The organism is Halostagnicola alkaliphila, assembly GCF_055379965.1.
The window spans coordinates 3,073,302-3,098,598 of record NZ_AP043826.1 but is presented as its reverse complement, the minus strand read 5'-3'; the positions used below and the strand labels follow the sequence as shown (position 1 = coordinate 3,098,598).

Here is a 25,297-nt window from a genome sequence, read left to right as displayed (position 1 = left end):
GCGCTCTCGAGCACGACGCATGCGAATCGCACGGCTCGCGACACCGAAGGGACCGGTAACTGGGCGGTACGAAGACGGAACAATACACGCCGATGACGGTGAGTACGACGTCGGCGTCGACGGCCCGTTGCTCCCGCCGTCCGATCCCGACGCGCTGTACTGCGTCGGGCGGAACTACGCGGCGACCTTGGAGCAGATGGAGTACGAACGTCCCGAGGAACCCGACTTTTTCATCAAGCCACCGACGTCGCTGCTCGGACACGAACAGCCGATTCCGTACCCTTCGTTCACCGACGAACTAACCTACGCGGGCGAACTCGCCGCGGTCATCGACGTTCGGTGCCGGAACCTCGAGCCCTCGGCGGTCCCCGAAATCGTTCGGGGCTACACGATCATGAACGATATGGACGCGCTCGACCAGGCGGGACGCAGTGCGCGCAAGGCCTTCGACAACTCCGGCCCGCTCGGCCCGTGGCTCGAGACCGATCTCGATCCGACGGGGATCGACATGTGGACGGACGTTGCGGGCGAACGTCGACAGGAAGCGAATACGGAACTAATGCTGTTCGATCCGTACGAAATCATCTCGCACCTATCAGAGCGCGTCACGTTCGAACCCGGCGATGTCGTCGCCTTCGGTAGTCCGGCGAATCCGGGGCTGGTCGAACCCGGCGATACCGTCGAGATCACCTACGAGGGAGTCGGCACGCTGCGGAACACCGTCGTGGACTCGAGCGGGAACTGAGCTTGAGGTCGAACGCTGATTACGGCGACAGATTCGCGCCGGACCGAACGCTCGAGGAGAGAAACTGTTGGGTCTCGAGTCCCGTCTGGTACCGCTGAACGATCTCGGACTGGTGGTTCGGACAGGCCATAAGCATGACCGCGCCGTCCTGAACCGGGATGAGAGGCCGCGCCGAGCTGTGAGGTGCGAGTCGACAGCCGGGACAACTGATCCCGCCGGCGGGATGGTGATCCAGGAGATCGGCCGTGTCCTCGCTCGTCAACCCGCAGACCGAACTGAACCGTTCTACGTGCTCCGAACAGCCGATCGCGGGGATCGTAAGCTGATCCAGAAGCAGAAACGAAACGGCCTGCCGGCTCTCGGATTCGAAAGCGGCCCGACACGCCTCACAGTGGACGGCTGGACGGTCCTCGGGAGACTCCGGGGGGTGCTCGAACTCTGCTGGAGACATTCATGTTATCGACGGATTGCCAGACGGGTAAGTCATGGGATAGCAGCAGGTCGGGCGAGTTCGAGACTCGAGGACGTGGAGAAAGGCACTTCCGGACGCACCTCCTCCCCTCGAGCGTGAGTACCGACACGCCGGACGGTCGAGAAACCGATCCGCGACGAATCGAGGTTTACGACGGTCGAGAGGCGGTCGTCGAGTTCGATCCCGACCTCACGTTCGAGTGTGTCGAGGACTGTACCTGGTGTTGCCACCACGGCGTCTTGCTCTACGATCGGGATCTGATCGAACTCGCCGCTCGAGCGAACCTCGCCGAAACGACGACCGACTTTCGCGGCGAAAAGTTCGTCACTCGCGAGGAGAAAGAACGCGAGGAACACGTCGACGAGGACGGCAACGCCTGCGCGTTCCTCCGCGAGGACGGCCTCTGTTCGCTCCACCTCGAGGAGGACTGGAAACCCACGCGCTGTTCCGTTTTTCCACTCGGCGTCTGGCTCGAGGACGGCGACCTCCACGTCGATATCCGCGATTCGGCACACGACCACTGCGAGGGGTTAAACGTCAGCGACCGGCGCGTCATCGAGAACCTCGAAGCGTTCCTTCCGGAAGTGTTGTGGGACCTCGAGAATCCGGACTCCGACCGAGCCTTGTGACCGACGGCGATTGTTCGCGGGGCGGGTTTCTTTTGAGTTGGTGAGTCTTGTATGATTGTTCATAACATACTTGGCGGTCCCAGTGGTATCTGGTACCACCATGCAGATAGACGCAGCAGTCGTCAACGAAGAGGGGGGATCGTTCGATATCGAGGGTGTCGAACTCGAGGACCCACAGGACAACGAAGTGCTTGTACGTGTCGTCGGTGCTGGCGTGTGTCACACGGATCTGATCGTTCGCGATCAATTGTACCCGACGCCACTACCGGCGGTGCTGGGACACGAAGGATCCGGCGTGGTCGAATCGGTCGGCGAGAACGTTTCGGCGGTCGAGCCGGGTGATCGAGTCGTCTTAAGCTTTGATTACGACGAGGAGTGTCCTAGCTGCCACTCGGGCCACCCGGCTTACTGCGAGGACTTCTTCGCACACAACTTCGGCGGCGCTCGGCCCGAAGACGGGACCTCGCCGCTCTCTCGAGACGGTGAGACCGTCAGCGGACGGTTCTTCGGCCAATCGTCGTTCGCGACCCACGCGATCGCCACCGAACGGAACGTCGTTCCCGTCGAAGATGACGTTCCGCTCGAACTCCTCGGGCCGCTCGGCTGCGGGATTCAGACCGGCGCGGGTGCCGTCATCAATTCGCTGGCACCCGAAACCGGCTCTTCGATTGCCATCTTCGGAGCGGGTTCGGTCGGCCTCTCGGCCGTGATGGCCGCCGAAATCGAGGGCTGTACCGACATCATCTCGGTCGAATTGAAAGACAACCGTCGCGAACTGGCCGCGGATCTCGGCGCGACAGAAACCGTCGACCCCGCGTCGGTCGACGACGCCGTCGAGACGGTGCGCGAGTTGACCGGTGGTGGGGTGGACTACGCCCTCGAGACGACCGGCGTCCCCGAAGTCGCCGAGCAGACGATCGACTCGCTCACCCAGCGAGGTACTGCGGGCATCGTCGGCGCACCCGCTCTCGGAACCGAAGCGAGCTTCGACGTTAACGACCTCATCCTCAACGGCCGATCGATTACGGGAATCGTCGAAGGGGACTCGAATCCGAAGCAGTTCATTCCCGACCTCATCGAACTCCACCGACAGGGGAAGTTCCCGTTCGACGAACTCGTCACCTACTACGAGTTCGACGAAATCGAGGAGGCGGTCGAGGACTCGGAGAACGGGGAGACGATCAAACCGGTGCTTCGGATCAGCGAACCCTAAGAGACGGAGATTGTTGCTGTCCGATTTGAGCCAGAACCGGCAATCAATCGGACTCTCTCGGCGAATTGGGAACTTGTGTGTCGGTGAGTGTCACGATAACGTGCGACTCAAATGATTTAACCGTTGGCCGACCGTATCGCTAGTGTGACTGAAGACACAGGGCGGCGAAACCTTCGCATGCCCAACAACGATGAGGTGTTCGCAGTCGTTACCGAACATCTCGGTGGAAACCACGTCCGGCTTCGCTGCCAGGATGGTGAAGAGCGTCTCGGTCGGATCCCCGGCCGCATGAAGTACCGGACCTGGATCAACGAGGACGATATCGTCGTCGCGGAACCGTGGGACTGGCAGGACGAGAAGGCGACCATCGAATGGCGCTACTCCGGACAGGACGCAGACCAGCTCCGTCGCGAAGGACATATCGACTAATCGACTTATTGCGATCCGTGCTCACACACGGAAGCTTCTCAGCCTCGAGAGACCTCTATCTCCCTCCCTCGATTAGCCGTTCGCTTTCTGGATCTCCCTCGACCGACAGTCGAATAGGTGTGTGCGTGATATTATCTCCCATAGACTTATGTGGCTTCGTCCCATACGTAGAGATACCGCCGGTCGATAGCAAGTCCGGTGACAGGCGTGCAGTGTGTCGCTTGTTGAATACCGAACATGCCGACACGGGTCGCGCATCCTCGTGGGAGTAGAGACGTGGCGAGGACTCTGAGCTTCCTATTCGCGCGACCCTTTTTCGTTTTCTTGGGCGTCCGTCGACGCGCTACACGTTGATAGCGACGGGTAGTCCGTTCCGTCCGGCGAGCAGCCGCCGTCGGTTGTCTTTTGTGTCACGACACCACGAACCCGAAATCGTTATTCGACGAGCTACCGCTTTCCGAATATGGCAGACGATATTTCGCTGGACGGCCGAACGCTCGCCGGCGTCGCAAACGACGAGGAAGGAGAAGTCGGCGCGGATACGCGCTTTCACTTCGAACAAACCGGAGACCGAATTTACGCGAACTACTCGGGAGGATCGGTCGTGGACGGTCACCTGGTCGGGACGTTCGACGGAGAGCGGTGGGATATCCGATACGCACAGATCAATGCGGACGGCGAAACGGCGACCGGTCACTCGGTCGGCGACGTCGGACTGACCGAAGACGGGCGCATCAGAGTCAAAGACGAGTGGGAATGGGAATCAAAACCCGGCAGCGGCGAATCGGTTCACGAGGAAGTGCTCGAGTGACGGCGCCGACGGGTCACCGCGACTCTCCGGTTCTTCGTTCAGGAAACCCTACGTATGTGTGACCTACCCTTATCAACCAGTCTATACTACCTACTCCCAATGAACCCGTTGGCTGGCGAGTCAGTGGTCGTCGTCGGTGGTGGTGTCGGCGGGCTGTCGACGGCCTGTCACCTCGCGGATGCGGGGGCCGACGTCCGCGTTCTCGAGAAGAACGAACAGCTCGGCGGTCGGGCGTCGGTGCTCGAAAAAGACGGCTTCCGGTTCGATATGGGGCCGTCGTGGTACCTGATGCCCGACGTCTTCGAGCGCTTTTTCGGGAAGTTCGATCGAACGCCGACGGACTACTACGAACTCACCCACCTCGATCCGCACTATCGAATCTTCTTCAAGGACGGCGACGAGGTGGACATCACGCCGGAGCTTGCGGAGACGAAAGAACTCTTCGAATCCTACGAAGACGGTGCTGGCGAGGCGTTAGAACGGTACCTCGAGACGTCTCGAGAGAACTACGAGGTCGGGATGGAACACTTCGTCTACGAGGACCGAACGCGGCTCCGGGACTATCTCGACCTCGACGTCGCTCGGCAGGCACGCGGGCTCTCCCTGTTAGGGACGATGCAAGGGCACGTTGAGGACTACTTCGACCATCCGAAGCTCCAGCAAATCATGCAGTACACATTGGTGTTTCTCGGCGGATCGCCGAACAACACTCCCGCGCTGTACAATCTGATGAGTCACGTCGATTTCAACCTCGGCGTCTGGTACCCCGAAAACGGGCTCGGCGGCGTGATGGACGGACTCGTCGAACTCGGCCGGGAACTCGGCGTCACATACGAAACGAACCACCCAGTCACGGCGATCAAAGGACGCCACGGTGCATTTCTCGTCGAAACCGACGTGCGGGGGGCGGGACAGGTATCGTCGGCGATACCCGATTCTCTCCCCGACAGGTCCGGTTCTGATCCGCTCGAGAGTCAGACGGATTCCGATCCGCTCGAGTCGGAGAGATCGTTCAATGCACAGGAGGCGAACGGCGGGTCCGACACCTTCGAGGCCGATATCGTCGTCAGCAACGCGGATTACGCCCACACTGAACAGGAACTGCTCACGGCCGAACAGCGGGGATACGACGCGGATTACTGGGCGTCGCGGACGTACGCTCCCTCCGCGTTCTTGCTCTACCTCGGCGTCGAGGGCGACCTCGAGGAACTCGCCCACCACACGCTCGTCCTTCCGACGGACTGGGAACAGCACTTCGAGCAGATCTTCGACGACCCGACCTGGCCCGACGACCCCGCTTACTACTGCTGCGTGCCGTCGAAAACTGACGACGACGTTGCACCCGACGGCCACGGTGCGCTGTTCGTCCTCGTTCCGATCGCGCCCGGTCTCGAGGACACGCCCGAACGACGCGACCGGTACCGAGATCGGATTCTCGAGGATATCGCGACGAACACGGGCGAGGACCTCCGCGACCGGATCGTCCTCGAGGAACGATTCAGCGTCGAGGACTTTTCGGACAGGTACAACAGCTACCGGGGAACGGCCCTCGGGATGGCCCACACGCTCCGCCAGACGGCGCTGTTTCGGCCGCCCCACAGGTCGAAGGCGGTCGACGGCCTCTACTTCACCGGCTCGTACACGACGCCCGGCATCGGCGTCCCGATGTGTCTCATCAGCGGCGAACTCACCGCCGAGGCGGTACTCGAGGACCACGGCCGATACCCCGATCAATGAGCGACGACGAAACACGCGAACACGCCGAACAAGCGCGTTTCGAGAGCTCCAACGGGGTTGACGATCTCGAGTCCCAGCTTCGATACCTCATCGCGCTCTCGAGACCGCGCTTCTGGCTGTACCTCGCGGGGCCGGTTCTCGTGGGAGTCGCCTACGCGGCGGCGTCGGCCGGCGACCTCGTTTCGCTGCCGGTCGTCGTCCTGTTCGGCTACTTCCTGTTCCCGGCGAACGTGTTCTTATACGGGATCAACGACATCTACGATCGGGATATCGACGCAGCGAACCCGAAAAAAGACGAGAAGGAAACTCGGTACGAGGGCCAGCGGATCGTTCCCGTCGCCGTCACCGGGTGTGCACTCCTTCCGCTGGTGTTCTTTCCGGCGCTTCCCTCCGTCGCGTGGCCATGGATTGTGGCGTTCCTCGCGTTGGGAGCCGCCTACAGCGCCCCACCGATCCGATTCAAAACGACGCCATTGCTCGATTCGGTCTCGAACGGCCTCTACATCGCTCCCGCCGGAGCGGCGTACGCTGCCGTCGCCGGGGTGCAACCACCGCTTCTCGCAATTTTGGGGGGCTGGCTCTGGGCGATGGGTATGCACACCTTTTCGGCGATCCCCGACATCGAACCGGACAGAACGACGGGAATTCGAACGACGGCGACGGTTCTGGGCGAACGGTGGACCTACGCCTACTGCGGCGTTTGCTGGCTCCTCGCCGCCGTCGCCTTCGGGGCCCTCGAGTATCGACTGGGACTCCTCATGGCCGTCTACCCGATGCTCGTCGTCGTCGTCGCAACCGCGAGCGTGGCCGCCGACCGGGCGTACTGGTGGTTCCCCGCGATCAACACCGTCGTCGGCACCGTTCTGACGATGGGCGGCCTCTGGGGGGTGTTCTATGGCTGAGGAAGCCGGGACGTCAGCAATGCGGGCGGCGACCCAGCGACGACTCGAGGAGATCGTCCGGAACAACCGGTTTACGATCGCGGTGGTGTTTCCGGTCGTCGGTGCCCTGACGTTGCTCGCCAGCGCGGAGGGGGTCCTGCCGGAGCCGCTGGCGTACAACCCGCTGTTTATCCTGTTCGGAACGGCGGTCATGCGCTCGCCGCTCGTGGTCGGACTACTCCCCAGAATCGGCTGGCGAGCGCTCGGCTTGCTCGGGCTACTGACGGGCTACACCTACGCGATCGAACTCGTCGGCGTCCGAACCGGCTGGCCGTACGGCGCTTTCGAATACGCGATCCAATTGGGTCCGATGCTCTTCGGGGAGGTCCCGATCGCCCTCCCGTTGTTCTTCGTCCCGCTCGTACTCAACGCTTACCTGTTGACGTTACTCGTCCTCGAGGAAGCCGCCGACGGCGCGCTCGTTCGGCTGCTCGTCGCCATCGCGGCGGTCGTCGCCGTCGACCTCGTGCTCGATCCCGCCGCGGTCGCGATCGGCTTCTGGTCGTTCGATCCGCCGGGCGTCTACTACGGGGTTCCGATCTCGAACTACCTCGGCTGGATCCTTTCGGGGACCGTCGCGGTCGTCCTCGTCGATTTAGCGTTCGACCGATCAGCACTCCGGGCTCGAGCGGACGACTGTGAGTTCATCCTCGACGATCTGGTGAGCTTCGTGTTGCTGTGGGGGACGATCAACGTTCTTTACGGAAATTGGATCGCGGCCGGGGTCGCGCTCCTGTTCTGTGTCGCGCTCTTTCGGACGGAGCGCTACGACCTCGAGATGGTTACGTCGGCGGTTCCCGAACGGTGGCGGGAGACGTTATAGTTGCAAGAGACGTTCGGATCGCGATCCGTCCAGCAATCGAGTCGATCGGTCGACTCTGTGTGGGGTCCGCTTACTGCGTCGGAACGTGGCCTCCGTGTCCGGGGTCGCGATGGCCGGTTTCGCTCGGCGGCACGGCGGACACGCGCTTGAAGACCGCCTCCGGATCGCGGTTCCAGTGCCAGTGCCATCCCGTCTTCGCGAGACACCACAGCTTTCGCGTCGTCGAGAGCGACGGTTCCTCGTTCAACACGTCGTAGTTTTGCGCCCGGATAACGGCGTGATGTTCCGCGTAGAGCACCGCGGCGAGCAACACCGGGAGCTGGCAGTCCTTCGGGAGGTACCGAATCCCCGCCACGCCCTCGCGGTACAGCCTCTCGGTTCGCTTCAGTTCCGACTGCATTAGCGAGACGAACGACTCGGAGAACTCGAGGCTCTCGACCTCCCGTTCGTCGACGCCGTGTTCGTCGAGGCTCTCGAGCGGGAGGTAGATTCGATCGCGCTCGAGGACGTCCTCGCGAACGTCCCGCAAAAAGTTCGTCATCTGGAAGGCCTCCCCGAGTTTCACCGCGTGGGGACGAGCGGTTTCGGCCTCGTCGGACTCCATGATCGCCGTCATCATCACGCCGACGGAGGCGGCCGACCCGCGCATGTACGCCTCGAGATCGTCATAGCTTTCGTACCGATTCGTCTCGATATCGGTTTTCATCGCGTCGATGAAAACGTTGATCTCGCGCTCTCCGATGTCGTAACGCTCGCAGAGCTGTCGAAAGGCGATGAGCACGTCGTCCTCGGGCGGTTCCTCGCCGAGAGCTTGTGCTCGGAGCGACTCGAGGCGAGCGGCCTGTTCCGCCGGCGGCGTGCCGTTCGCGCCGTCGACCACTTCGTCAGCGATTCGGAAAAACGCGTAGAGCACGTGCGTGGCGTGGCGAACCCGCTCCGGAAGAAACCGCGTCGCGAGATAGAACGTTTTTCCAGTTCGCTTCTGGATCGCCTTGCCGGCCTCGATGTGTTCCTGTTGCATTCTCTGTCTCCCGACGCGCTCCCGTTCGAGGATGGTCCGTACAACAGGTGGATATAAAATAGAAACCCCTCACTAGTTGGGTTTCCCGACCGTTCGCTTCGAGAACAATCGATAAAGGGCGGAACGGAAGTCGTCCAGCTGCTAACCGATCCGACGGGCGGGGCGGGCCCGAGTCACTCCTCGAGCAACTCCTCGGCCAGCATCGGGATGAACGTCCCGATGTCCGTGACCATGCCGATCGCCTGAGCGCTTCCCCGATCGAGTAACTGGGTAACCGTCGCGGGGTTGATGTCGACGCAGACGGTTTTCGTGGTCGAGGGGAGGCAGTTCCCCACGGCGACGGAGTGGAGCAACGTCGAGAGCATCAACACGAGATCGGCCTCGTGAGCCTGTTTTCGGATCGCGTCCTGTGCCTCGATGGCGTCGGTGATCGTGTCCGGGAGCGGCCCGTCGTCCCGGATGGATCCGGCCAGCACGTAGGGGACGTCGTTTTCGATGCACTGGTACATCACTCCTTCTTGGACGATTCCCTCCTCGACGGCCGCTTCGATCCCGCCGACGCGTCCGATCTCGCTGATCGTGTAGATGTGGTGTTTGTGGCCCTTTCGGGGGTGCTCGAGCGACTCCGTGTCGACGCCAAGAGAAGTTCCGTAGAGGTCCCGCTCGAGGTCGTGGACGGCGAACCCGTTGCCCGCGCTCAGCGCGTCGACGTACCCCTCGCGAACGAGATCCGCGAGGGCGTCCCGGCCGCCCGAGTGGACGATCGCCGGCCCGCAGACGACGAGGACGGTGCCGTCGTTCTCCCGAACCTCGCGCATCTCGTCTGCGATCTCTTCGATCAGCGAGGCGGAGGGTCGTTCGCTCGAGACGCCACCCTGCATGAAGCCGAACGAACTCCCTCCGTTCCGGGGTCGCTCGGGCGGCTCGACCCTGATTCCGGTCTCGCCGGTGACCACGAGATCCCCTTCGTCGACGGCGTTGAGGACTTTCGTGTGGACGGCGGGACCGTCCTTCGTTCGCTCGACGACGAGGGCACAGTCCATTTCGGGGTCCGCGACCTCGACCCACGAGCCGTCGACGCGGACGAACGTCGGGTGGTTCGTCGTCGAGTAGAAATCCACCGGGACGACCTGCTCGTCCGGCGCGGCCTCGAGCGTCGCGTCCCGCGGATCGGCCACCGTGGCACCGTTCTGGTTCAGTTCGTGGAGAATCGCCCGAAGGTCTTCTTCCGACTCCGCGATGACTCGCATGCGACAGTAGGTTTGGGCGTGTTTGTGCCGTCCGACGTCGAACTCCTCGACCTCGAACTCGCCGCCGAGATCCATGACGACGCCGAAACACCGGCCCATCGTCCCCGAGTCGATGATGTGCCCCTCGAGTTCGACGGTTCGCGAAACTGTCATTGCCGGTACTTCGCGGCCGGGCTTCGTCAATGTGTGCGTTCCAGTACCGCGATTCGATCCGCGGTTCGGTCGACCCGATCGGTCAGTATCGTCTCGTCACTCTCAACGGAGTAATCCATAACTAACGAAGGCCGCTGAGGAGGAAGATCGGGTGATGATCTCCGAGCAGGAACTGATCGAGAAGTGGCACACGCACGTGTTTCAGTCCATCGAAGACGACATCAGGGACCTGCTCGTTGCGTTCCCCGACCGTCGGAACCTGTCGATTTCGTTCGATCAGTGTGGAACGGACTACCGCTTCACCGCGCCGTTGCTGAGCGATCCCGACCGGACCCTCGAGGCCGGTCGAGCGGCGCTCGCGACGTTCGTCGATCAGCGGTTCGACGACCTCGAGACCGACCTTCGGCCGGACGAACGACTCTACTTCCGCCTGCAAAACGTTCCCGACAGCGTCCGCTATCCGCTCACCTCGATTCGCTCGAGTCACCTGAATCGGCTTATCACCGTCGACGGGACGGTTCGGTCGATCGAACCGCTACAGCCACGCGTCGTGACGGCGGTGTTCGAGTGCGACCGGTGCGGCGAGGAGACGACGGTCCCCCAACACGATCGACGACTCCGCGATACAGTTCGCTGTCAGGCCTGTCAGACCGGAACGTCGCTCAGGCTCGTTCCCGATTACTGCGAGTACGTCGACGCGCAACTCGTCCAATTGACGGACGGCGACCGAACGCTTCCCGTATCGCTCGAGCACGATCTCACCGGATCGGTCGACGTCGGCGATCAACTCGAACTCACCACGATTCCGCGCGCGCGACTCGACAGCGAGACGACCAGAGCCGAAATCGAACTCGAGGCGATCAGCCTCGATCACCGGTCGGTCGACGAGCGGTCCGACGGAATCGAAGCGACGACATCGGTCCGCGAAACCGATAATCCAGTCTGACTCTCAGCACGCGGGAGAAAAATATCTATGCAAGTCCGTACCATACTATCGCGTATGGCCTACGAATCAGGGGCGGTCACGCACTCGCGGTGTCTAAACTGCGGCTTCGAAGCGGAAGGTGGCTCGACGGAGTGGCGACGACTCGAGGTCCCGAAACTCGGACGAATGACCCAGTGCCCGGATTGTAAGAGCACGAACGTCATTACCGGACGATAGGTGCTTGCTCGTCGTCGGTCAGTTACTCGAGTCGGTTCCTCGAGTCGGTTGCGCGTGATGCAACCGAACCGGGCCGGACAGACTCTTGAATCTCTCGCCCCTACGGGGGTGTATGGGACCAGAAACGAACGCGAGCTCGAGCGACGATCCGTCGAGAGAGAGCCGACCCGACCCGACCGAAAAAAGCGACGAGGAATGGCGCGAGGAACTCACCGACGAGCAGTACGAGATCCTTCGAGAAGCTGGAACGGAGCCGGCCTTCAGCGGCGAATACGTCGATCACAAAGCCGACGGGAGCTACGCCTGTGCCGGCTGCGGGGCGACGCTGTTCGAATCGGACACCAAGTTCGAATCCGGCTGCGGCTGGCCCAGCTTCTACGACGTCGACGACGCGCGTGTAAAAACTCGCACGGACACCAGCCACGGAATGCGACGGACGGAGGTCCTCTGTGCGAACTGCGACGGCCACCTCGGTCACGTCTTCGAAGACGGCCCCGAACCGACGGGCAAACGGTTCTGCATCAACTCCGCGGCCATTGAGTTCGAGGACGAGTAGGGATTCGAGTGGAGACCGGGAAAAAGCGACGCCGAATATGCAGGCAGCACGTTTTCAGACGACTTGCTCGGAACTCTAGCTAGTCCAATGTCCACCGAACGACCAACCGCCGAGGAACTCCGACAGGGAATGACCGTCGAACTCATTCAGGAGGATACCGACGTCGAATCTACAGACCAGGAACCGATTCACGGCGAAGTCGGAACGATCTACGGCGACGATCCGGAGGGACCACACGTCAAACTCAAAAGCGGCGTCGTCGGTCACGTTCAATCGGTCGTCGTCGACGAATAGGTGCGACGGGCGAGGGTATAGAACGGACTCGAACAACTGCTTCTTCGAGACGAGAATATTTCGGTGCCGTCGATGAACGATGGATATGATTCCCTCGAGCATCCGGACACTCGCCACGGATGTTACGGCCGTCGCACGCGAGCGCCAGATCAGCGTCAAATCCGCCGGGCTGGCGTATCACGCGTTCAATACGCTCGTTCCGCTCGTCATCCTGTTGCTCGTCGCCGTCACCATACTCGAGTCCCTCGAGGTCGTCCTCGAGGCGCTCGAGACCGCGACAGGCCTCGACGGAACGATCGGCCGAGACCAACTCGAGGAGGCCGCCGGCGACGGCGCGAATCGAACTCGAGCGGGCCTGCTCGCGCTCGGCATCTTGCTCTGGAGTGGGGCCCGCCTATTCCAGGCCGTCAATAGCGCGTTTACGGCAGTATACGGCTCGAGGCAGTCCCAGTCGTCGATCGAAGCCGCGCTCTCTGCGTCGTTCGTGACGGTTCTCTACGCGGTCTTGCTCACCGTCACCGTCGCGATTGGCGTCGCGCTCGTCGGGTTCCTCGGCGTGAGCGTGTCGCTCCTCTTCGAGGGACCGGTCGCGATGGCGGCGAGCACGATCGCCCTGGCGGGGCTGTTGTTCGTCCTGTTCGTTCCGATGTATTACGTGTTTCCCGAACCCGACGTCTCGGTTCGCGAGGTGCTTCCCGGAACGGCGTTCGCCGCCGTGACGTGGTCGCTCCTCGCCGTCGGCTTTCGCATCTACGTGTTGACCTCCGAGAGCGTCGCCCTGTTCGATATCGCGGGCGCGATCTTGCTGGTCCTGACGTGGGTCTACTTCGGCGGCCTCTGCTTGCTTCTGGGTGCGGTTCTCAACGCGGTGCTCGCCGACCGCGTCGATCCTGACGACGGCTGGGTGCCGATGTCCGAGCAGTTATCGAAAGCGACCTGACCCACGTCGGACCGACCCGAACGGCAATCGGAAGCGGTCGCCCCGGCGGGACCGGTGCTTTCTATCCTTTCGAGCGTGTAGCAACGACGAATGGAGTTTCCAGACCTCATCGACGATATCCACGTGCTCGTCGTCGAGGCGGCCGACGGTCCGGGTAACGGGGCGCGTTCGCTCGAGTCCGTTCTCGAGAGTGCAGTCGGTGACGTGCCCGTCGAATCCGTCTCGGTCTCTCGCGCGGAAACGGTCGCAGAAGCGCTAGAGCACCCCGAGGCGGCGACAATCGAACTCGGGTCCGCTTCCGAACCTGCACTCGCTGCCGAATCAGTCTTCGATACCGAACCTGCATCCACTCCCGAATCGACATCCGATACCGAACTCGCGTCCGCCCCCGAAACAGCCCCCGCTCCCGGCCCCGGTATCGACTGCATACTCGCCGCGGGCGAACTCCCCGACGGAACCGGAGTGGAATTACTCGAGCGGTTGCAACCCGCCCAGTCGATGGTGCCGGTTATCCTTTCGCCGACCGACGGATCGGAGACGGTCGCCAGTGCGGCGATCAGCGCCGGCGTTGCCGAGTACGTTCCGCGGGAACGACCGCCCGGCGAACTCGCTGCGGCGCTCGAGCGAGTGATCGATCGCGAGCGCACGCGTCGGCGCGCTCGAGCGTCCCGACGTCGATTCAGGACTATCTTTGCTGACCCGGAAACGTACGTCTGGGAACTCGCCCTCAACGGGACCGTCGTTCGAGCGAATACGGCCGCTCTCGAGGCGATCGACGCGACTCACAACGACGTTCGCGGCCGGCCGTTCCAGGCGACTCCGTGGTGGCGAGTACGAGACAGCGAGGTGATCGAAACGGCGCTCGAGCGAGCCGCGTCGGGCGAAGTCGTCGACCGCGAACTGCTCAGTCAGCGCAGCGAGGGCGGAGCCGCCAATCCAGCGAACGGGACGAAACGGGTCCTCGAGGTGACACTTCGCCCCGTTCGCGATGACTCGGGAGCCGTCGTTTCGATAGTTGCCGAGGGAACCGACGTGACCGACCGCATCGAACTCGAGGAGGAACTGCGCGAGTCCGAGGAACTCCATCGAGTGACGCTCAACCACATGACCGACACGGTCCTCATCACGGACGAGTCCGGTGAGTTCACGTACGTCTGTCCGAACGTCCACTTCATCTTCGGTTACACCGACGACGAGATTCACGAGATGGGGTCGATCGAGGAGCTGCTCGGCCCCGATCTGTTCGACCGCGAGAAACTCGCGGTCGACGGCGTGTTGACGAACCTCGAGTGTACGGCGACGGACAAGGCGGGCGAGGAACACACGCTGTTGGTCAACGTCCGCGAGGTCTCGATCCAGGACGGACGGCTCCTCTATAGCTGTCGCGACATTACGACTCGAAAGCGCCGCGAAGAGGCCCTGACGGCGCTTCACAGGACGTCGAGGCGACTGCTGCTCGCCGAAAGCCGGGACGAAATCGCCAACATCGTCGTCGAGGACGCCGGCGACGTGCTCGACCTCGAAGCCAACGCCGTGTACCTGTTCGATACCGACGAGAGTGCGATCCGACCGGCGGCCGCGACGCGGGAGATGGAGCGCGCGCACGGCTCGCTCTCCGCGTATCGGACGACGACCGACTCCATCGTGGGTCACGCCTTCGTCGAAGGCGAGCGGCGGTTTTTCGAGGACGTTCGCGAGTCCAAACGGCTCTCGAAGACGGACACGGACCTTCGTGGCGGAGCGTACATCCCGCTCGGAAACAACGGCGTCTTCGTCACCGGGTCGACGGCCTCGGGAGGGTTCGACGACGTCGCTCGGGAGGTCATCGACCTGCTCGCGACGACAGCCGAAGCGGCGCTCGACCGGGTCGAGCGCGAATCCGCGCTCCACGAACAGGAGCGCGAGCTAAAAGATCGAAACCAGCGGTTGGCGCGACTCAACCGGATCAACGAACTCATTCGAGAGATCGATCAAGCCATGGTGCGGGCCGAAACTCGCGACGAAATCGAAACCGCCGTCTGCGACCGACTGACGAGCGCGGATCGGTTCTCCTTCGCCTGGATCGGCGAGCTGGATCCCGACGGAACGCACCTTGAAGCGCGCACACACGACGGCGAGAATCGCGGCTACCTCGACACCGTCACCGGCTCCGTCGACGGGCAAACGGGAGAACCGGCCAGCGACACCGCACAGTCGGGAGCCGTCTCGGTCGTCACAAACGTAGCGGAGGGCCTCCGCGACGAACCCTGGCGCAAACAGGCCCTCTCCCAAGAGTTCCAGTCCGCGATCAGCGTCCCGCTTTCCTACGACGAGTTCTCCTACGGCGTGCTCGCGGTCTACGCGGACCGTTCGGCCGCGTTCGACGATGTCTCCCAGGCCGTCTTCGAGGAACTCGGCGAAACGATCGCGTCGGCGATCGCCGCCGTCGAACGCAAAAATGCCCTCCTGACCGTCTCGAGTACGCGCCTCGATCTCGAGGTCGACGACGAGACGTTCGTGTTTCAGCAGCTCGCGAGCCGCGCAAACTGCGAGGTTGCGTTCGACGGCGGAGTCCGTCAACACGAGGACGGCTCCGCCGTCTCCGTCTTCGCTTCGATCGACGGCGCTCCGGTCGAGGATGTCGCAGCCGCCGCCGAGGATCTCGTCTCGGTCGACGACGTGCAGGTTGTCAGCGACGGTGTCGGCGCGGGCGAATCGTCCGGCCCTGAAGCGCAGGGAGGCGGATCGATCCTCCTCAAGCTTTCGATGCCGTTTCTCGCCCTGCGACTCGCGGACCACGGCGTCGTCCTTCGAAGCGTACGGGCGACGCCGACCGGTTCGCGGATCGTCGTCGACGTCCCGAACAACGTCGACGCGAGAGCGCCGACCCGAATGGTGACGAACAGCTTCGACTCGGTCGAACTTCGCTCGAAGCAACCCGTCGAACGGACGTCCGCGGGCGACCTGCGAACGGAGCTGCTCGAGGAGTTGACCGAGCGACAGCTCGAGGTCGTCCGGATGGCCTACCACGGCGGGTTTTTCGAATCGCCGCGCGAGCAAACGGGCGAGGAGATCGCCGACTCGCTCGATATCTCCCCGGCTGCGTTTTACGGACACAACCGAACCGTCCAGCGAAAACTGTTCTCGCTGCTGTTCGACGAAATCGGCCTCCCGGAAACGGGAACACCTGGGGTTGAATAGTGAACCCCTTCCGGGAAGCTGTGCTAGTAATATAACGGATACTGTTATCCTAATATCCCTATTATAATTCCGTACGGACGAACGCCACGTCTCCGGTTCGTCAGTGATACCTATGAAAGACGTAACTACAGATCCCGACGAGGAATCGACCTACGAGTGTTTTTCCTGCGGTGCGGTCGCCCGAGCGACGTCCCCGATCGATTGTCCGGAGTGTGGTGCCGAGATGCGGAATCGAGAGATTCCGATCGAGTAACTCATGTCTCCGGACCTATCATCCGAGCCGCCTCGAGCGCAAGCGGCCGCGACCGAGCCGGAAACGGCGCTCGAGACGGCCAGGCGACAGCTCAGCCGCGCCGGCTCGCAGATCGATATCGGCGACAACATTCTCGAGCGGTTGAACCACCCCGCAAAAGTAACCGAGGTCACCGTCCCGGTCGAACGGGACGACGGAAGCGTCGACGTCTTCACCGGCTTTCGGGCCCAACACGACAGCGTTCGCGGGCCGTACAAGGGCGGTCTGCGATTCCACCCCGAGGTCACTCGAGACGAGTGCGTCGGGCTCTCGATGTGGATGACCTGGAAGTGTGCCGTGATGGATCTCCCTTTCGGCGGCGCGAAGGGTGGCGTTGTCGTCGATCCCAAATCGTTGAGCGAGGACGAACGCGAGCGACTGACTCGCCGATTCACGCAGGAGATCCGGGACGTAATCGGCCCGACGCGGGACATTCCGGCCCCCGACATGGGGACGGACTCGCAGGCGATGGCCTGGATTATGGACGCCTACAGCATGCAACAGGGCGAGACCATTCCCGGCGTCGTCACCGGCAAACCGCCTGCGGTCGGCGGAAGCCACGGTCGCGAAGAGGCACCCGGTCGCAGCGTCGCCATCGTGACGAGAGAAACCTGCGAGTACTACGACTCCCCGCTCGAGGACACCACGGTCGCCGTCCAGGGATTCGGCAGCGTCGGTGCGAACGCAGCCCGCCAACTCGAGGAGTGGGGCGCAACCATCGTCGCGATCAGCGACGTCAACGGGGCAGTCTACGATCCCGGCGGGATCGACGTCGCCTCGATTCCGGCCCACGACGAGGAGCCGGAGGCGGTCACCGGGAACGCCGACGACGTGATGCCCAACGAGGAGCTGCTCGAGTTAGACGTCGACGTGCTCATCCCCGCGGCCGTCGGCAACGTCATCACGGAGGCCAACGCCGACGATATTCAGGCGGATCTTGTCGTCGAGGGCGCGAACGGCCCGACGACGTTCGCCGCCGACGCCATCCTCTCCGAACGCGGGATCCCCGTCGTCCCCGATATCCTCGCGAACGCCGGCGGCGTGACGGTGAGTTACTTCGAGTGGCTTCAGGATATCAACCGTCGCGCGTGGACCCTCGAGGAGGTCAACGCCGAACTCGAGTCCGAGATGGTGACCGCCTGGAACGGGGTTCGATCGGAGGTCGAAGCTCGAGACGTGAGCTGGCGGGACGGGGCCTACATCGTCGCGCTGTCGCGTATTTCGGAGGCTCATGAAGCCCGCGGACTCTGGCCCTGATAGTGGAAACCGACGTTTCACGTGGTGCCTTCGATTTTGCGTTACGAAATCAACCATCGAGTAGCTGTCTCACACGAGAGTTCGTCACCCGCGTGCTGTGATCCACAGCGCCGTTGCTCCCATCATGAGCCCTGGGAGCATCGCGAGCATCCCGACGACCAGAAACACCGTTTCAGTGTATTCGATTCCGCGAAACAAGAAGAGATACTGGAGGAACGCGGGGATGATCAGAATCGACGTAAAGAGACAGCCGTAGACGAGCATAAAATCCACCTTCATAGCGGGCCGTCCATTCCGGTACTCATGCTGGCGTTCGTTCATCCGTGTGCGATTCACCCGAGGCGGTGTCGATTCCGAAGAGCGCGTTGCCGCCACAGAACTGGGTGTACCAGTTCACCAGCAATCCGACACCAGCGGTGCCAAGCGTCGCGGCTTTTGTCGGTTGATCGTCTATAAACGCAGCAGTCGCCGTTGCGATGAACCAGATTCCCAGTACTCCTCGGATGGTCCGGTCGATTTTGCCAATATTTTGCTTCACGACCGGTGAGACGCGCTCCTGATTGGAATTCGTATAGCCGCACATTTCTGCCGGGTTTATCCGGTAGCGCGAGTCGGGGCGGTCCGAATCGTCGCCGCTCGAACCAATTATTTTATTCACACGTCTCCGAATCACGCGCATGAAACGCGTTCGAATCACTATTCATACACGGAATCTCGAGTTGCCGCTGACCTACGAGCGGGCGACGAACGACGGCGATTCGTTCGACCGGATACAGGTTGTCAACTGGAATATCGTCGCGCCCACGGCGTCGTTTTTGTTGCGAGTTCGTGGCGACGTTCAGCGTTTTGAGGAACTGCTCCGAAAGGATTCCGCCATCGACGAGTACGAGCTACTTCCGGTTACCGACCGCGAGAGTTACTGTTTCGTGGCGGGGGACGGGACGACCGACGCTCGAGCGTTGTGGGAAAACTTCAAGCGAGGAAGTTTGATGACGATACCGCCAGCCGAGTGGAACGTCGGGAGAAGCTATACGTTCACTGTGGTGGGAAGAAGCGCCGATATACAGGCCGCGGTCGACGGTATTCCCGACGGCGTTCGCGTCGAAATCGACTCGGTCGGCGGGAAAACGGTCGCGGCTGACGGCGTCGTTGATCGATTATCCGACCGACAACGAGAGGCAGTTCGAGTCGCCATCGACCTCGGATACTACGATACGCCACGCGGTGTGACGAGCGAAGAGATCGCTCGCGAACTAAACTGTGCAACGTCGACCGCGGCAGAACACCTTCGGAAAGCTGAGTCGAAGGTGATGCCCGGTGTATTCGATGCATAACGTGTCTCAATGATACGACCGCTCACTCGCCGGCGTGCGTGCTCTCAGGACAGAGATGCCCGGCGCACATTACACGACTCAAAGCGGATGGGTGACAGCCGCCACAACCTCTCGCTCACTCGAGGACACGACAGCTTTTTGGCTCCGTACTCGAGCATGTTCGCTAATGACGCTTGCAGACCGCATCGCTACCTTCCGCGAGACCGTAGAGGAGTGGCTCCGCGGACTTTATCACGGCATGCTCTCTCACCCGGCCTACGAGAAGATCGAGGCCGAAGCCGAGGATCTCGAGGACGAGTTCATGCTGTCGTGTTTCCCGGACGCCTTTGGCGTTCCGTCGCCGGTGTCGTACTACACGGCCGAACTCCTGCCGTACCTCGAAGACGAGTTCGAGGCCTGGGAGCGCCGGCTGTGGGATCGGGCATCGCTCGTCGAGCGCAAAGGGCGACAGTACCACTTCTGATGGACCGGTACGTCTTCTTCGGCGGAAAAGGCGGCGTCGGGAAAACGACTGTTTCCGCGGCGTACGCGTACAAATGCGCCGACGCTGGTCTCGAGACGCTCGTCGTGTCGACCGACCCGGCCCACTCGATCGGCGACCTCTTCGACCAGCGGTTCGGGGACGACCCGCGACCCGTCGACGGCGTCGAGAATCTCCACGCCCTCGAGATCGATCCCGAGCAGGAGGTTTCGAACCACCTCACGCAGGTCAAGCGAAATCTCTCCCAGCAGGTATCGGCGGCGATGGTCAACGACATCGACAGACAGATCGAGATGGCCCACGGAACCCCCGGCGCGTACGAGGCGGCGCTGTTCGATCGGTTCGTCGACGTTATGGAGAGCAGCGACGAGTACGACCGGGTCGTCTTCGACACCTCCCCGACCGGCGGCACGCTCCGATTGCTCTCGCTCCCGGACTACCTTGAGGGCTGGATAGACCGTCTGCTGGCCAAACGCCGGAAGAGCATCGACCTCTTCGAGAAGGCGGCGATCGGGAATCAGGAGCCCCGTCGGGTGATGGACGGGGACCCCGTTCTCGCCCATCTGCAGGACCGAAAGGAATTCTTCGAAACCGCGGGCGAAACGCTCCGAAACGAGGCGTCGTTTTTCCTGGTGTTCAACCCCGACTCGCTCTCGATTCGGGAGACGAGTCGGGCGATCGACGACCTCGCCGAGCAGGGCCTCGAGGTCCACGGACTGGTCGCGAACAGGCTTACCCCCGAGCCGGACCCCGAAGAGGACGGCCGAGGGGCCCGCTACCTTCGTGATCGGGTCGAGACGGAGAACGAACGGCTTGGGACGGCCGCCGAGGAGCTGTCACCGCCGATTCTCGCCGAGATTGAGACCCAGATCGAGGAGATCAAAGGTGATCGGCTCGCTCGAGTAGCTGACGTGCTCGATATCGATGCCAAAATTTCAAAGCGTTAGTCACGTTTCGTTTCGTTCTTGCGCGCTTTTCGCTGTATAGTGCCTCAACGCCGCCATTCGCTGTTATCATCCCACATGATTTATATGCATATGAATGAATCGCGTTGGTAGACACTTATGACAGGGGTAATTTGGATTGTCGCCACTATCGTCACTCTCTTTACGATAGGCTATATCGGGTACGGGCGATACCTCGAGCGGTTCGTCGAACTCGACGACTCGCGCGAGACGCCCGCCCACAAGTATCAAGACGGACAAGAATACGTCCCAGCGAAAAAGCCGGTCTTGCTGGGACACCACTTCTCGAGCATCGCAGGGGGCGCGCCGATCGCCGGCCCGATCACGGCGGCGCTCGTCTGGGGTTGGGTCCCGGCGATGCTCTGGGTCGCGATTGGTAACCCGCTGATGGGAGCCGTCCACGACTTCATGTCCCTGTCCTCGAGCATTCGCCACGAGGGGAAATCGATCGGGTTCGTCATCGGTCAGTACGTGGGTGAGCGGGGGAAGAACATGTTCCTCTGGTTCGCGTTCCTGGTGATCATCCTCGTCGTCGCGGTGTTCGCGCTGTTAGTCGCGATTATTCTCAACGCGTATCCGCAGGCGGCGACCGCGAGCATCCTGTACATCATGCTCGCGCTCGTGGCGGGAATCTGGCTCTACCAGCTCGATCTTCCGTTCATTCCGGGGACGATCATCTTCGTCGCCGGGGTCTTCGCCAGCGTCTTCGTCGGGATGGAATTCCCGATCGCGTTGTTCGAAACCGCCGGGATGCCTGACGGAACGATCGTTCTCCTCCCGGGTGATGGAATGTGGGTTCCTGGTGCGTCGGTGTTCGACAGCGGAAACGTCGCCGGATGGATAATCGTCTCGCTCGGCTACGCGTTCGTCGCGAGCATCCTTCCCGTCTGGGTGTTGCTCCAGCCGCGTGACTACCTCTCCTCGTTCCTGCTGTACTTCGGAGTGGGTGGTGCCTTGCTGGCTGTCGTCGTCGGCACCGCGCTCGGCACGTCGAACGAGCCGCTAACGATCGAACTGCCCGCTTACACCGGCTTCTTCGGCGGCGAACTCGTCGGCGAAGCGATGCCGCTGTTCCCGCTGTTGTTTATCACGATCGCCTGCGGGACGATCAGCGGCTTCCACTCGCTGGTGTCCTCGGGAACCACGGCCAAACAGCTCAACAAGGAAAGCGACGCCCGCCTGATCGGCTACGGCGGCATGCTCGCGGAGGGACTGCTCGCGGCGACCGCGCTCGCGGCGGTTTCGGTGATCGCGGTCACCGACGTCGCCGATATCGGCGGCATCGACGCCGCGCTTCCGAACTTCGCGGAGGGTGGTGGACTCATCCTCACGGGACTCAATATCCCGATTCAGTACGGAGAGGTGTTCATGGCGCTCGTGTTCGTGAGCTTCCTGCTGACCAGTCTCGATACCGGGCTTCGGCTCGGCCGGTACATGGTCGAGGAGCTGGTCGCGACGCCCGACTCCTCGGCTCAAGAAGTCGTCAAGAACAAGTACGTCAACACGTCGATCGCGACCCTCGCCGCGTTCTTGCTCGTCTCGAGCGGTCAGTGGGAAGAGCTCTGGCCGCTGTTCGGTGGCGCGAACCAGTTGCTCGCCGCGTTGGCGCTCCTGACGGCGACCATTTGGCTCGCCAACTGGAAGGACACGAAACAGCTGGTGAGTACGGGTGTTCCGGTCGTCGTGATGGTCTTTATCACGATCCTCGGGCTCCTCTGGCTCGCGCTGTACGAGAACCTCTATATGAGCTTGCTCAATTCGGAGTGGATGGCCGATGCGACGATCTTAGAGCAGGTCTCGAGCGGGCTTCGGATGCTGCTCGCGTTCATCTTGATCTGGCTCGCAATCGCGATCATTAGATTGGGCTGGTCGAACCTTCAGGAGAACCGAGACGATCTACTCTCGACTGACGAACCGACCGGTGCGACGAGCGAAGACGACGACTAGCTCGAGCGCATTTCGACTAACCGGTAATTTCGACGGCTCGGTCGACTACCGAATCGGTGTTCGCTCGACCGTTTTGCACCGTTTCGTCGACGACGGCGCGAGTTGCGTCTCTGGGCTATAAAAAGAGCGCCGAACGGACTCGGCCGAGCAAGCCGCGTTCTTCCTCGACGGGGTCCCACAGCCCGAAGGCGCTGTGGATCTCGGTTCGATCGCTCGAGACGATGTCCTCTTGGTCGGGTGCGACGACACAGAGGTGGATTTCGTAATGTCCGTGATAGCCGTACTTCAGGAGCGTTCGATCCGAGAATCCCTCGACGAACGAGCGAACGTCGTCCGAAATAGCGGCCGTCACGAGGACGAACGTAAACTCCGTCGCGCGGTGTTCGTCGCTCGGATCGACCCGATCGTCGGCCAGGTCGTGACCGAACTCGACCAGCCGCTCGAGGTCGGCGACCGTCACGCTCGAGCGCCGGTCCCCGTAGAGGTACTCGCGCATGTGATGGTTCGCGTACTGTACGGAGGGATGAAACAGGTGTTTGCTGCTCTCGACGCGAAGCTCGCCGAAGAGGTCGAACGACTCGCCCACCTCTCGAATGTCCTTCTCGAGGTCGTAGGTGTGCATCAGTCGGTCGCTGACCCGATCGAGGTACTCGTCCTCCCAGACGGGGACGGACTCGAGCACCTCGGACGGGAGTTCCTCGAGGTCCGCGTCGAATTCGTCGCCGGCTTTCACTCCAATTTCGTCGCCAGCTTTCGTTCCGGCTCCGCCGCCGACTTTCGTTTCGGCTCTGCCACCGTTTCCCGTTGTTTCAGTGTCCCGCTCGCGGATATCGGATTCTTCTGGTTCCTGGTTTTGGCGCTCGCTCATGTGGTGTCACCGCTTGTGGACCCCGACCCGGTCGCTCGAGCGCTCGGCTGGAGACGTCCCGCTGTCACGCTGGTCGTGTCGTGAGCCGTGAAAACGCTCGGTCGACCCCGATCTCCGTTCATGGTGGGAGATACCACGGTATCACCAAAAGGTCGTCGGCGCGTCGGCGACCGGGTTCCCGCGTAGGGGTCCGCCGGTCGGTTGCTGTCTGTCCTTGTGACGGTGCTAACCTGCGGTGCTGGTCACGTTACTGGTCTGTGCGTGCAGGTGAGTTGCTCTCTGTGTGTCGCGCTGATTGTGCTGGCCTGCGCTTAAGGTGAATCAGCCCGTAGTCGGACCCAGAATCGTCAATGACCGACGATCGCGAAGCCTGTGGCCGATGCTCGATGTCGACCGCGGTCGACGTTGCGAACGCGGGACGCGACGAGGACGAGCGCGCCGCCCGCGATCCCTACGCCGGCGACCGGATCGAAGTCGATGAGGACGAACTGCGTCTCGTGTCGCCAGCCGCTTGGCTCTCGAGGCTCTCGAGTCGGCTCGACAGTACCGTCGAAGAATTCGTCTGGAAGCGGTAACGAACTCAGCACTCCAACTTTCAGTTCGTCGTCGTTATCTCGATTACGTCTCGCGGCTCGACCTCGTAGTCCTTGCCGAGCTGTCGGTTCGTCCGGCAGTCCGTCCCGTAGAGGAAGCCGTCGCCGATGTCCGAGTGCAGGCTGTAGGCGAAGTCCTCCGCGGTCGAGTTCGGATCGATCAGGTAGCAGTCGGGCAACACCTCGCCGCGTTCGTTGCCCAGCCCGTTCGCGCCGCCGGGAAACACCGGAATCACGCCGAGTACGTCGAACAGCGCCGTCTCGAGGGCGGCCTGGACGCCCGTTGCGCCGTACTCGGAGAGGAAGTCCCGGATCTGCTCTAGGCCTTGCTCCTGCGAGCCGGAGACGTCATCCGTGATTTCGAAGTCCTCATCGCCGGGTCGGTAGTCGACGACGCCGGACTTGTCGGCGGACTTGAGCGCCTTTTCGGCGTGGGCGCTACAGGGAACGATCGTCAGGTGCTCGTACTCGGGATCGCTCGTGATCTCCTCGTAGTTGTCCTGCGCTTCGGGCGTATCCATCTTGTTCGCCGCGATCACCATCGGCTTGGTCTCCTTGCGGATTTCGCGAGCCAACTCGAGTTCGTCCTCGTCGTCCCACTCCTCGGGTTCGAAGCCGACGTCGACCCGACGAATCAGGCGCTTGATCTCGTCTTCGTTGGTCTTGAACGCGCTCATCTGTTCGGCGAGCTCCTCCTCGATGGCGTCGTCTTCGGTCGTGTACCCCGAGGCGTAGCGTTCGATCCCCTTTCCGAGGACGTCTAAGTACCACTGGTCGAGTTCCTCCTCGAGGAAGGCGATGTCCTTGCGCGGATCGTGGCCCTCGGTGGGTTCGCCCTCGAGGTCGGTTTCGCCCGAGAAGTCGACGACGTGGACGAGCACGTCGGTTTCGTTGAGGTCGGTGAGGAACTGATTGCCAAGGCCCGCCCCCTCGTGTGCGCCGGGGATCAGCCCGGCGACATCGACGAGTTTCGTCGGAACGAAACGGGTACCGTGATCGCAGTAGCCGACGTTCGGCGTACACTCCTCGTCGAACTCGGGTGCGGCACAGTCGACGCGGGCGTAGGCTTCGCCGACGCTGGGGTCGATCGTCGTAAACGGATACGCCCCTTCAGGGACGTCGTTCATCGTCGCGGCATTGAAAAACGAGGACTTGCCGACAGAGGGTTTGCCGACGAGTCCGATTCGGTAACTCATTGTCCGTT

The 25,297-nt window shown here is 62.2% G+C and carries 28 protein-coding genes; 21 read left to right on the top strand and 7 right to left on the bottom strand.

Annotated features, from left to right (window positions below):
* Positions 1–19 precede the first annotated feature (19 nt).
* Positions 20–745 (top strand): fumarylacetoacetate hydrolase family protein, encoded by a 726-nt coding sequence (locus tag ACZ5C7_RS20935; RefSeq protein ID WP_464378188.1) that lies wholly within the window; start codon positions 20–22, stop codon positions 743–745.
* A gap of 19 nt (positions 746–764) precedes the next feature.
* Here ACZ5C7_RS20935 and ACZ5C7_RS20930 read toward each other — a convergent pair whose 3' ends face one another.
* Positions 765–1,196 carry a hypothetical protein gene (locus ACZ5C7_RS20930; RefSeq protein ID WP_464378187.1) on the bottom strand — a complete coding sequence of 144 codons (432 nt, stop codon included), beginning with the start codon at positions 1,194–1,196 and terminating at the stop codon, positions 765–767.
* Positions 1,197–1,312: 116 nt separating this feature from the next.
* Between ACZ5C7_RS20930 and ACZ5C7_RS20925 the strand changes: the two genes are divergently transcribed.
* The 7 genes from ACZ5C7_RS20925 (at position 1,313) to cruF (ending at position 7,800) form a co-directional block, all read left to right on the top strand.
* Positions 1,313–1,846, top strand: a complete 534-nt coding sequence (locus ACZ5C7_RS20925) for a YkgJ family cysteine cluster protein (protein ID WP_464378186.1) — start codon at positions 1,313–1,315, stop codon at positions 1,844–1,846.
* 100 nt (positions 1,847–1,946) lie between these two features.
* Positions 1,947–3,059 carry an NAD(P)-dependent alcohol dehydrogenase gene (locus ACZ5C7_RS20920; protein ID WP_464378185.1) on the top strand — a complete coding sequence of 371 codons (1,113 nt, stop codon included), beginning with the start codon at positions 1,947–1,949 and terminating at the stop codon, positions 3,057–3,059.
* Between the two features lie 144 nt (positions 3,060–3,203).
* Positions 3,204–3,488, top strand: coding sequence for a translation initiation factor eIF-1A (locus tag ACZ5C7_RS20915; RefSeq protein ID WP_082146691.1), 285 nt, complete (start codon positions 3,204–3,206; stop codon positions 3,486–3,488).
* 463 nt (positions 3,489–3,951) lie between these two features.
* Positions 3,952–4,299, top strand: coding sequence for a hypothetical protein (locus ACZ5C7_RS20910; RefSeq protein WP_464378184.1), 348 nt, complete (start codon positions 3,952–3,954; stop codon positions 4,297–4,299).
* 99 nt (positions 4,300–4,398) lie between these two features.
* Entirely contained in the window at positions 4,399–6,036 is a 1,638-nt protein-coding gene (locus tag ACZ5C7_RS20905; RefSeq protein ID WP_464378183.1) for a phytoene desaturase family protein, read from the top strand.
* Complete coding sequence (locus tag ACZ5C7_RS20900; RefSeq protein ID WP_464378182.1) at positions 6,033–6,938, top strand: prenyltransferase; 906 nt, start codon at positions 6,033–6,035, stop codon at positions 6,936–6,938. Before ACZ5C7_RS20905 ends, ACZ5C7_RS20900 begins: the two co-directional genes overlap by 4 nt.
* Positions 6,931–7,800, top strand: a complete 870-nt coding sequence (gene cruF, locus ACZ5C7_RS20895) for a bisanhydrobacterioruberin hydratase (protein ID WP_464378181.1) — start codon at positions 6,931–6,933, stop codon at positions 7,798–7,800. Before ACZ5C7_RS20900 ends, cruF begins: the two co-directional genes overlap by 8 nt.
* 70 nt (positions 7,801–7,870) lie before the next feature.
* Here the strand turns inward: cruF and ACZ5C7_RS20890 are convergent, their stop codons facing one another.
* Entirely contained in the window at positions 7,871–8,821 is a 951-nt protein-coding gene (locus tag ACZ5C7_RS20890; RefSeq protein ID WP_464378180.1) for a phytoene/squalene synthase family protein, read from the bottom strand.
* 173 nt (positions 8,822–8,994) lie between these two features.
* Positions 8,995–10,224 (bottom strand): ornithine cyclodeaminase, nickel-pincer nucleotide-dependent, encoded by a 1,230-nt coding sequence (locus ACZ5C7_RS20885; protein ID WP_464378179.1) that lies wholly within the window; start codon positions 10,222–10,224, stop codon positions 8,995–8,997.
* Between the two features lie 154 nt (positions 10,225–10,378).
* Here ACZ5C7_RS20885 and ACZ5C7_RS20880 point away from each other — a divergent pair, with 154 nt between their 5' ends.
* The 8 genes from ACZ5C7_RS20880 to gdhB all read left to right on the top strand — a co-directional run bounded on the left by ACZ5C7_RS20880 (position 10,379) and on the right by gdhB (position 17,905).
* Complete coding sequence (locus ACZ5C7_RS20880) at positions 10,379–11,170, top strand: hypothetical protein (protein ID WP_464378178.1); 792 nt, start codon at positions 10,379–10,381, stop codon at positions 11,168–11,170.
* Between the two features lie 54 nt (positions 11,171–11,224).
* On the top strand, positions 11,225–11,386 hold the full coding sequence (locus ACZ5C7_RS20875) for a hypothetical protein (protein WP_464378177.1): 162 nt from the start codon (positions 11,225–11,227) through the stop codon (positions 11,384–11,386).
* 112 nt (positions 11,387–11,498) lie between these two features.
* Entirely contained in the window at positions 11,499–11,942 is a 444-nt protein-coding gene (gene msrB, locus ACZ5C7_RS20870; RefSeq protein WP_464378176.1) for a peptide-methionine (R)-S-oxide reductase MsrB, read from the top strand.
* A gap of 87 nt (positions 11,943–12,029) precedes the next feature.
* Positions 12,030–12,236 carry a DUF2196 domain-containing protein gene (locus ACZ5C7_RS20865; RefSeq protein WP_464378175.1) on the top strand — a complete coding sequence of 69 codons (207 nt, stop codon included), beginning with the start codon at positions 12,030–12,032 and terminating at the stop codon, positions 12,234–12,236.
* 85 nt (positions 12,237–12,321) lie between these two features.
* Positions 12,322–13,176, top strand: a complete 855-nt coding sequence (locus ACZ5C7_RS20860; RefSeq protein ID WP_464378174.1) for a YihY/virulence factor BrkB family protein — start codon at positions 12,322–12,324, stop codon at positions 13,174–13,176.
* Between the two features lie 90 nt (positions 13,177–13,266).
* Complete coding sequence (locus ACZ5C7_RS20855) at positions 13,267–16,356, top strand: bacterio-opsin activator domain-containing protein (protein ID WP_464378173.1); 3,090 nt, start codon at positions 13,267–13,269, stop codon at positions 16,354–16,356.
* 112 nt (positions 16,357–16,468) lie between these two features.
* Positions 16,469–16,609 (top strand): rubrerythrin-like domain-containing protein, encoded by a 141-nt coding sequence (locus tag ACZ5C7_RS20850; protein ID WP_464378172.1) that lies wholly within the window; start codon positions 16,469–16,471, stop codon positions 16,607–16,609.
* Positions 16,610–16,612: 3 nt separating this feature from the next.
* Positions 16,613–17,905 carry a glutamate dehydrogenase GdhB gene (gene gdhB, locus ACZ5C7_RS20845; RefSeq protein ID WP_464378171.1) on the top strand — a complete coding sequence of 431 codons (1,293 nt, stop codon included), beginning with the start codon at positions 16,613–16,615 and terminating at the stop codon, positions 17,903–17,905.
* An 84-nt stretch (positions 17,906–17,989) separates the two neighbouring features.
* Here gdhB and ACZ5C7_RS20840 read toward each other — a convergent pair whose 3' ends face one another.
* Complete coding sequence (locus ACZ5C7_RS20840; protein WP_464378170.1) at positions 17,990–18,184, bottom strand: hypothetical protein; 195 nt, start codon at positions 18,182–18,184, stop codon at positions 17,990–17,992.
* Positions 18,185–18,206: 22 nt separating this feature from the next.
* Positions 18,207–18,443: a YgaP family membrane protein gene (locus ACZ5C7_RS20835; RefSeq protein ID WP_464378169.1), complete on the bottom strand. Its 237-nt coding sequence runs from the start codon at positions 18,441–18,443 to the stop codon at positions 18,207–18,209.
* A 139-nt stretch (positions 18,444–18,582) separates the two neighbouring features.
* On the opposite strand from ACZ5C7_RS20835, the gene ACZ5C7_RS20830 reads away from it, so the two are divergent.
* From ACZ5C7_RS20830 to ACZ5C7_RS20815, 4 genes are all read left to right on the top strand, one after another.
* Positions 18,583–19,239, top strand: a complete 657-nt coding sequence (locus tag ACZ5C7_RS20830) for a helix-turn-helix domain-containing protein (protein WP_464378168.1) — start codon at positions 18,583–18,585, stop codon at positions 19,237–19,239.
* Positions 19,240–19,405: 166 nt separating this feature from the next.
* Complete coding sequence (locus ACZ5C7_RS20825) at positions 19,406–19,702, top strand: DUF7990 family protein (protein WP_464378167.1); 297 nt, start codon at positions 19,406–19,408, stop codon at positions 19,700–19,702.
* Complete coding sequence (locus ACZ5C7_RS20820) at positions 19,702–20,667, top strand: ArsA family ATPase (RefSeq protein ID WP_464378166.1); 966 nt, start codon at positions 19,702–19,704, stop codon at positions 20,665–20,667. The genes ACZ5C7_RS20825 and ACZ5C7_RS20820 overlap by 1 nt, the downstream gene beginning before the upstream one ends.
* Positions 20,668–20,784: 117 nt before the next feature.
* Positions 20,785–22,632 (top strand): carbon starvation CstA family protein, encoded by a 1,848-nt coding sequence (locus ACZ5C7_RS20815; RefSeq protein WP_464378165.1) that lies wholly within the window; start codon positions 20,785–20,787, stop codon positions 22,630–22,632.
* 115 nt (positions 22,633–22,747) lie between these two features.
* On the opposite strand, the gene ACZ5C7_RS20810 is transcribed toward ACZ5C7_RS20815, so the two are convergent.
* Positions 22,748–23,500, bottom strand: coding sequence for a DUF8052 family protein (locus ACZ5C7_RS20810; RefSeq protein ID WP_464378164.1), 753 nt, complete (start codon positions 23,498–23,500; stop codon positions 22,748–22,750).
* A gap of 350 nt (positions 23,501–23,850) precedes the next feature.
* On the opposite strand from ACZ5C7_RS20810, the gene ACZ5C7_RS20805 reads away from it, so the two are divergent.
* Positions 23,851–24,075 carry a hypothetical protein gene (locus ACZ5C7_RS20805; RefSeq protein ID WP_464378163.1) on the top strand — a complete coding sequence of 75 codons (225 nt, stop codon included), beginning with the start codon at positions 23,851–23,853 and terminating at the stop codon, positions 24,073–24,075.
* A gap of 20 nt (positions 24,076–24,095) precedes the next feature.
* Here ACZ5C7_RS20805 and ACZ5C7_RS20800 read toward each other — a convergent pair whose 3' ends face one another.
* A complete protein-coding gene (locus ACZ5C7_RS20800; RefSeq protein ID WP_464378162.1) occupies positions 24,096–25,289 on the bottom strand; it encodes a redox-regulated ATPase YchF in 1,194 nt (397 codons plus the stop codon).
* Positions 25,290–25,297 lie beyond the last annotated feature (8 nt).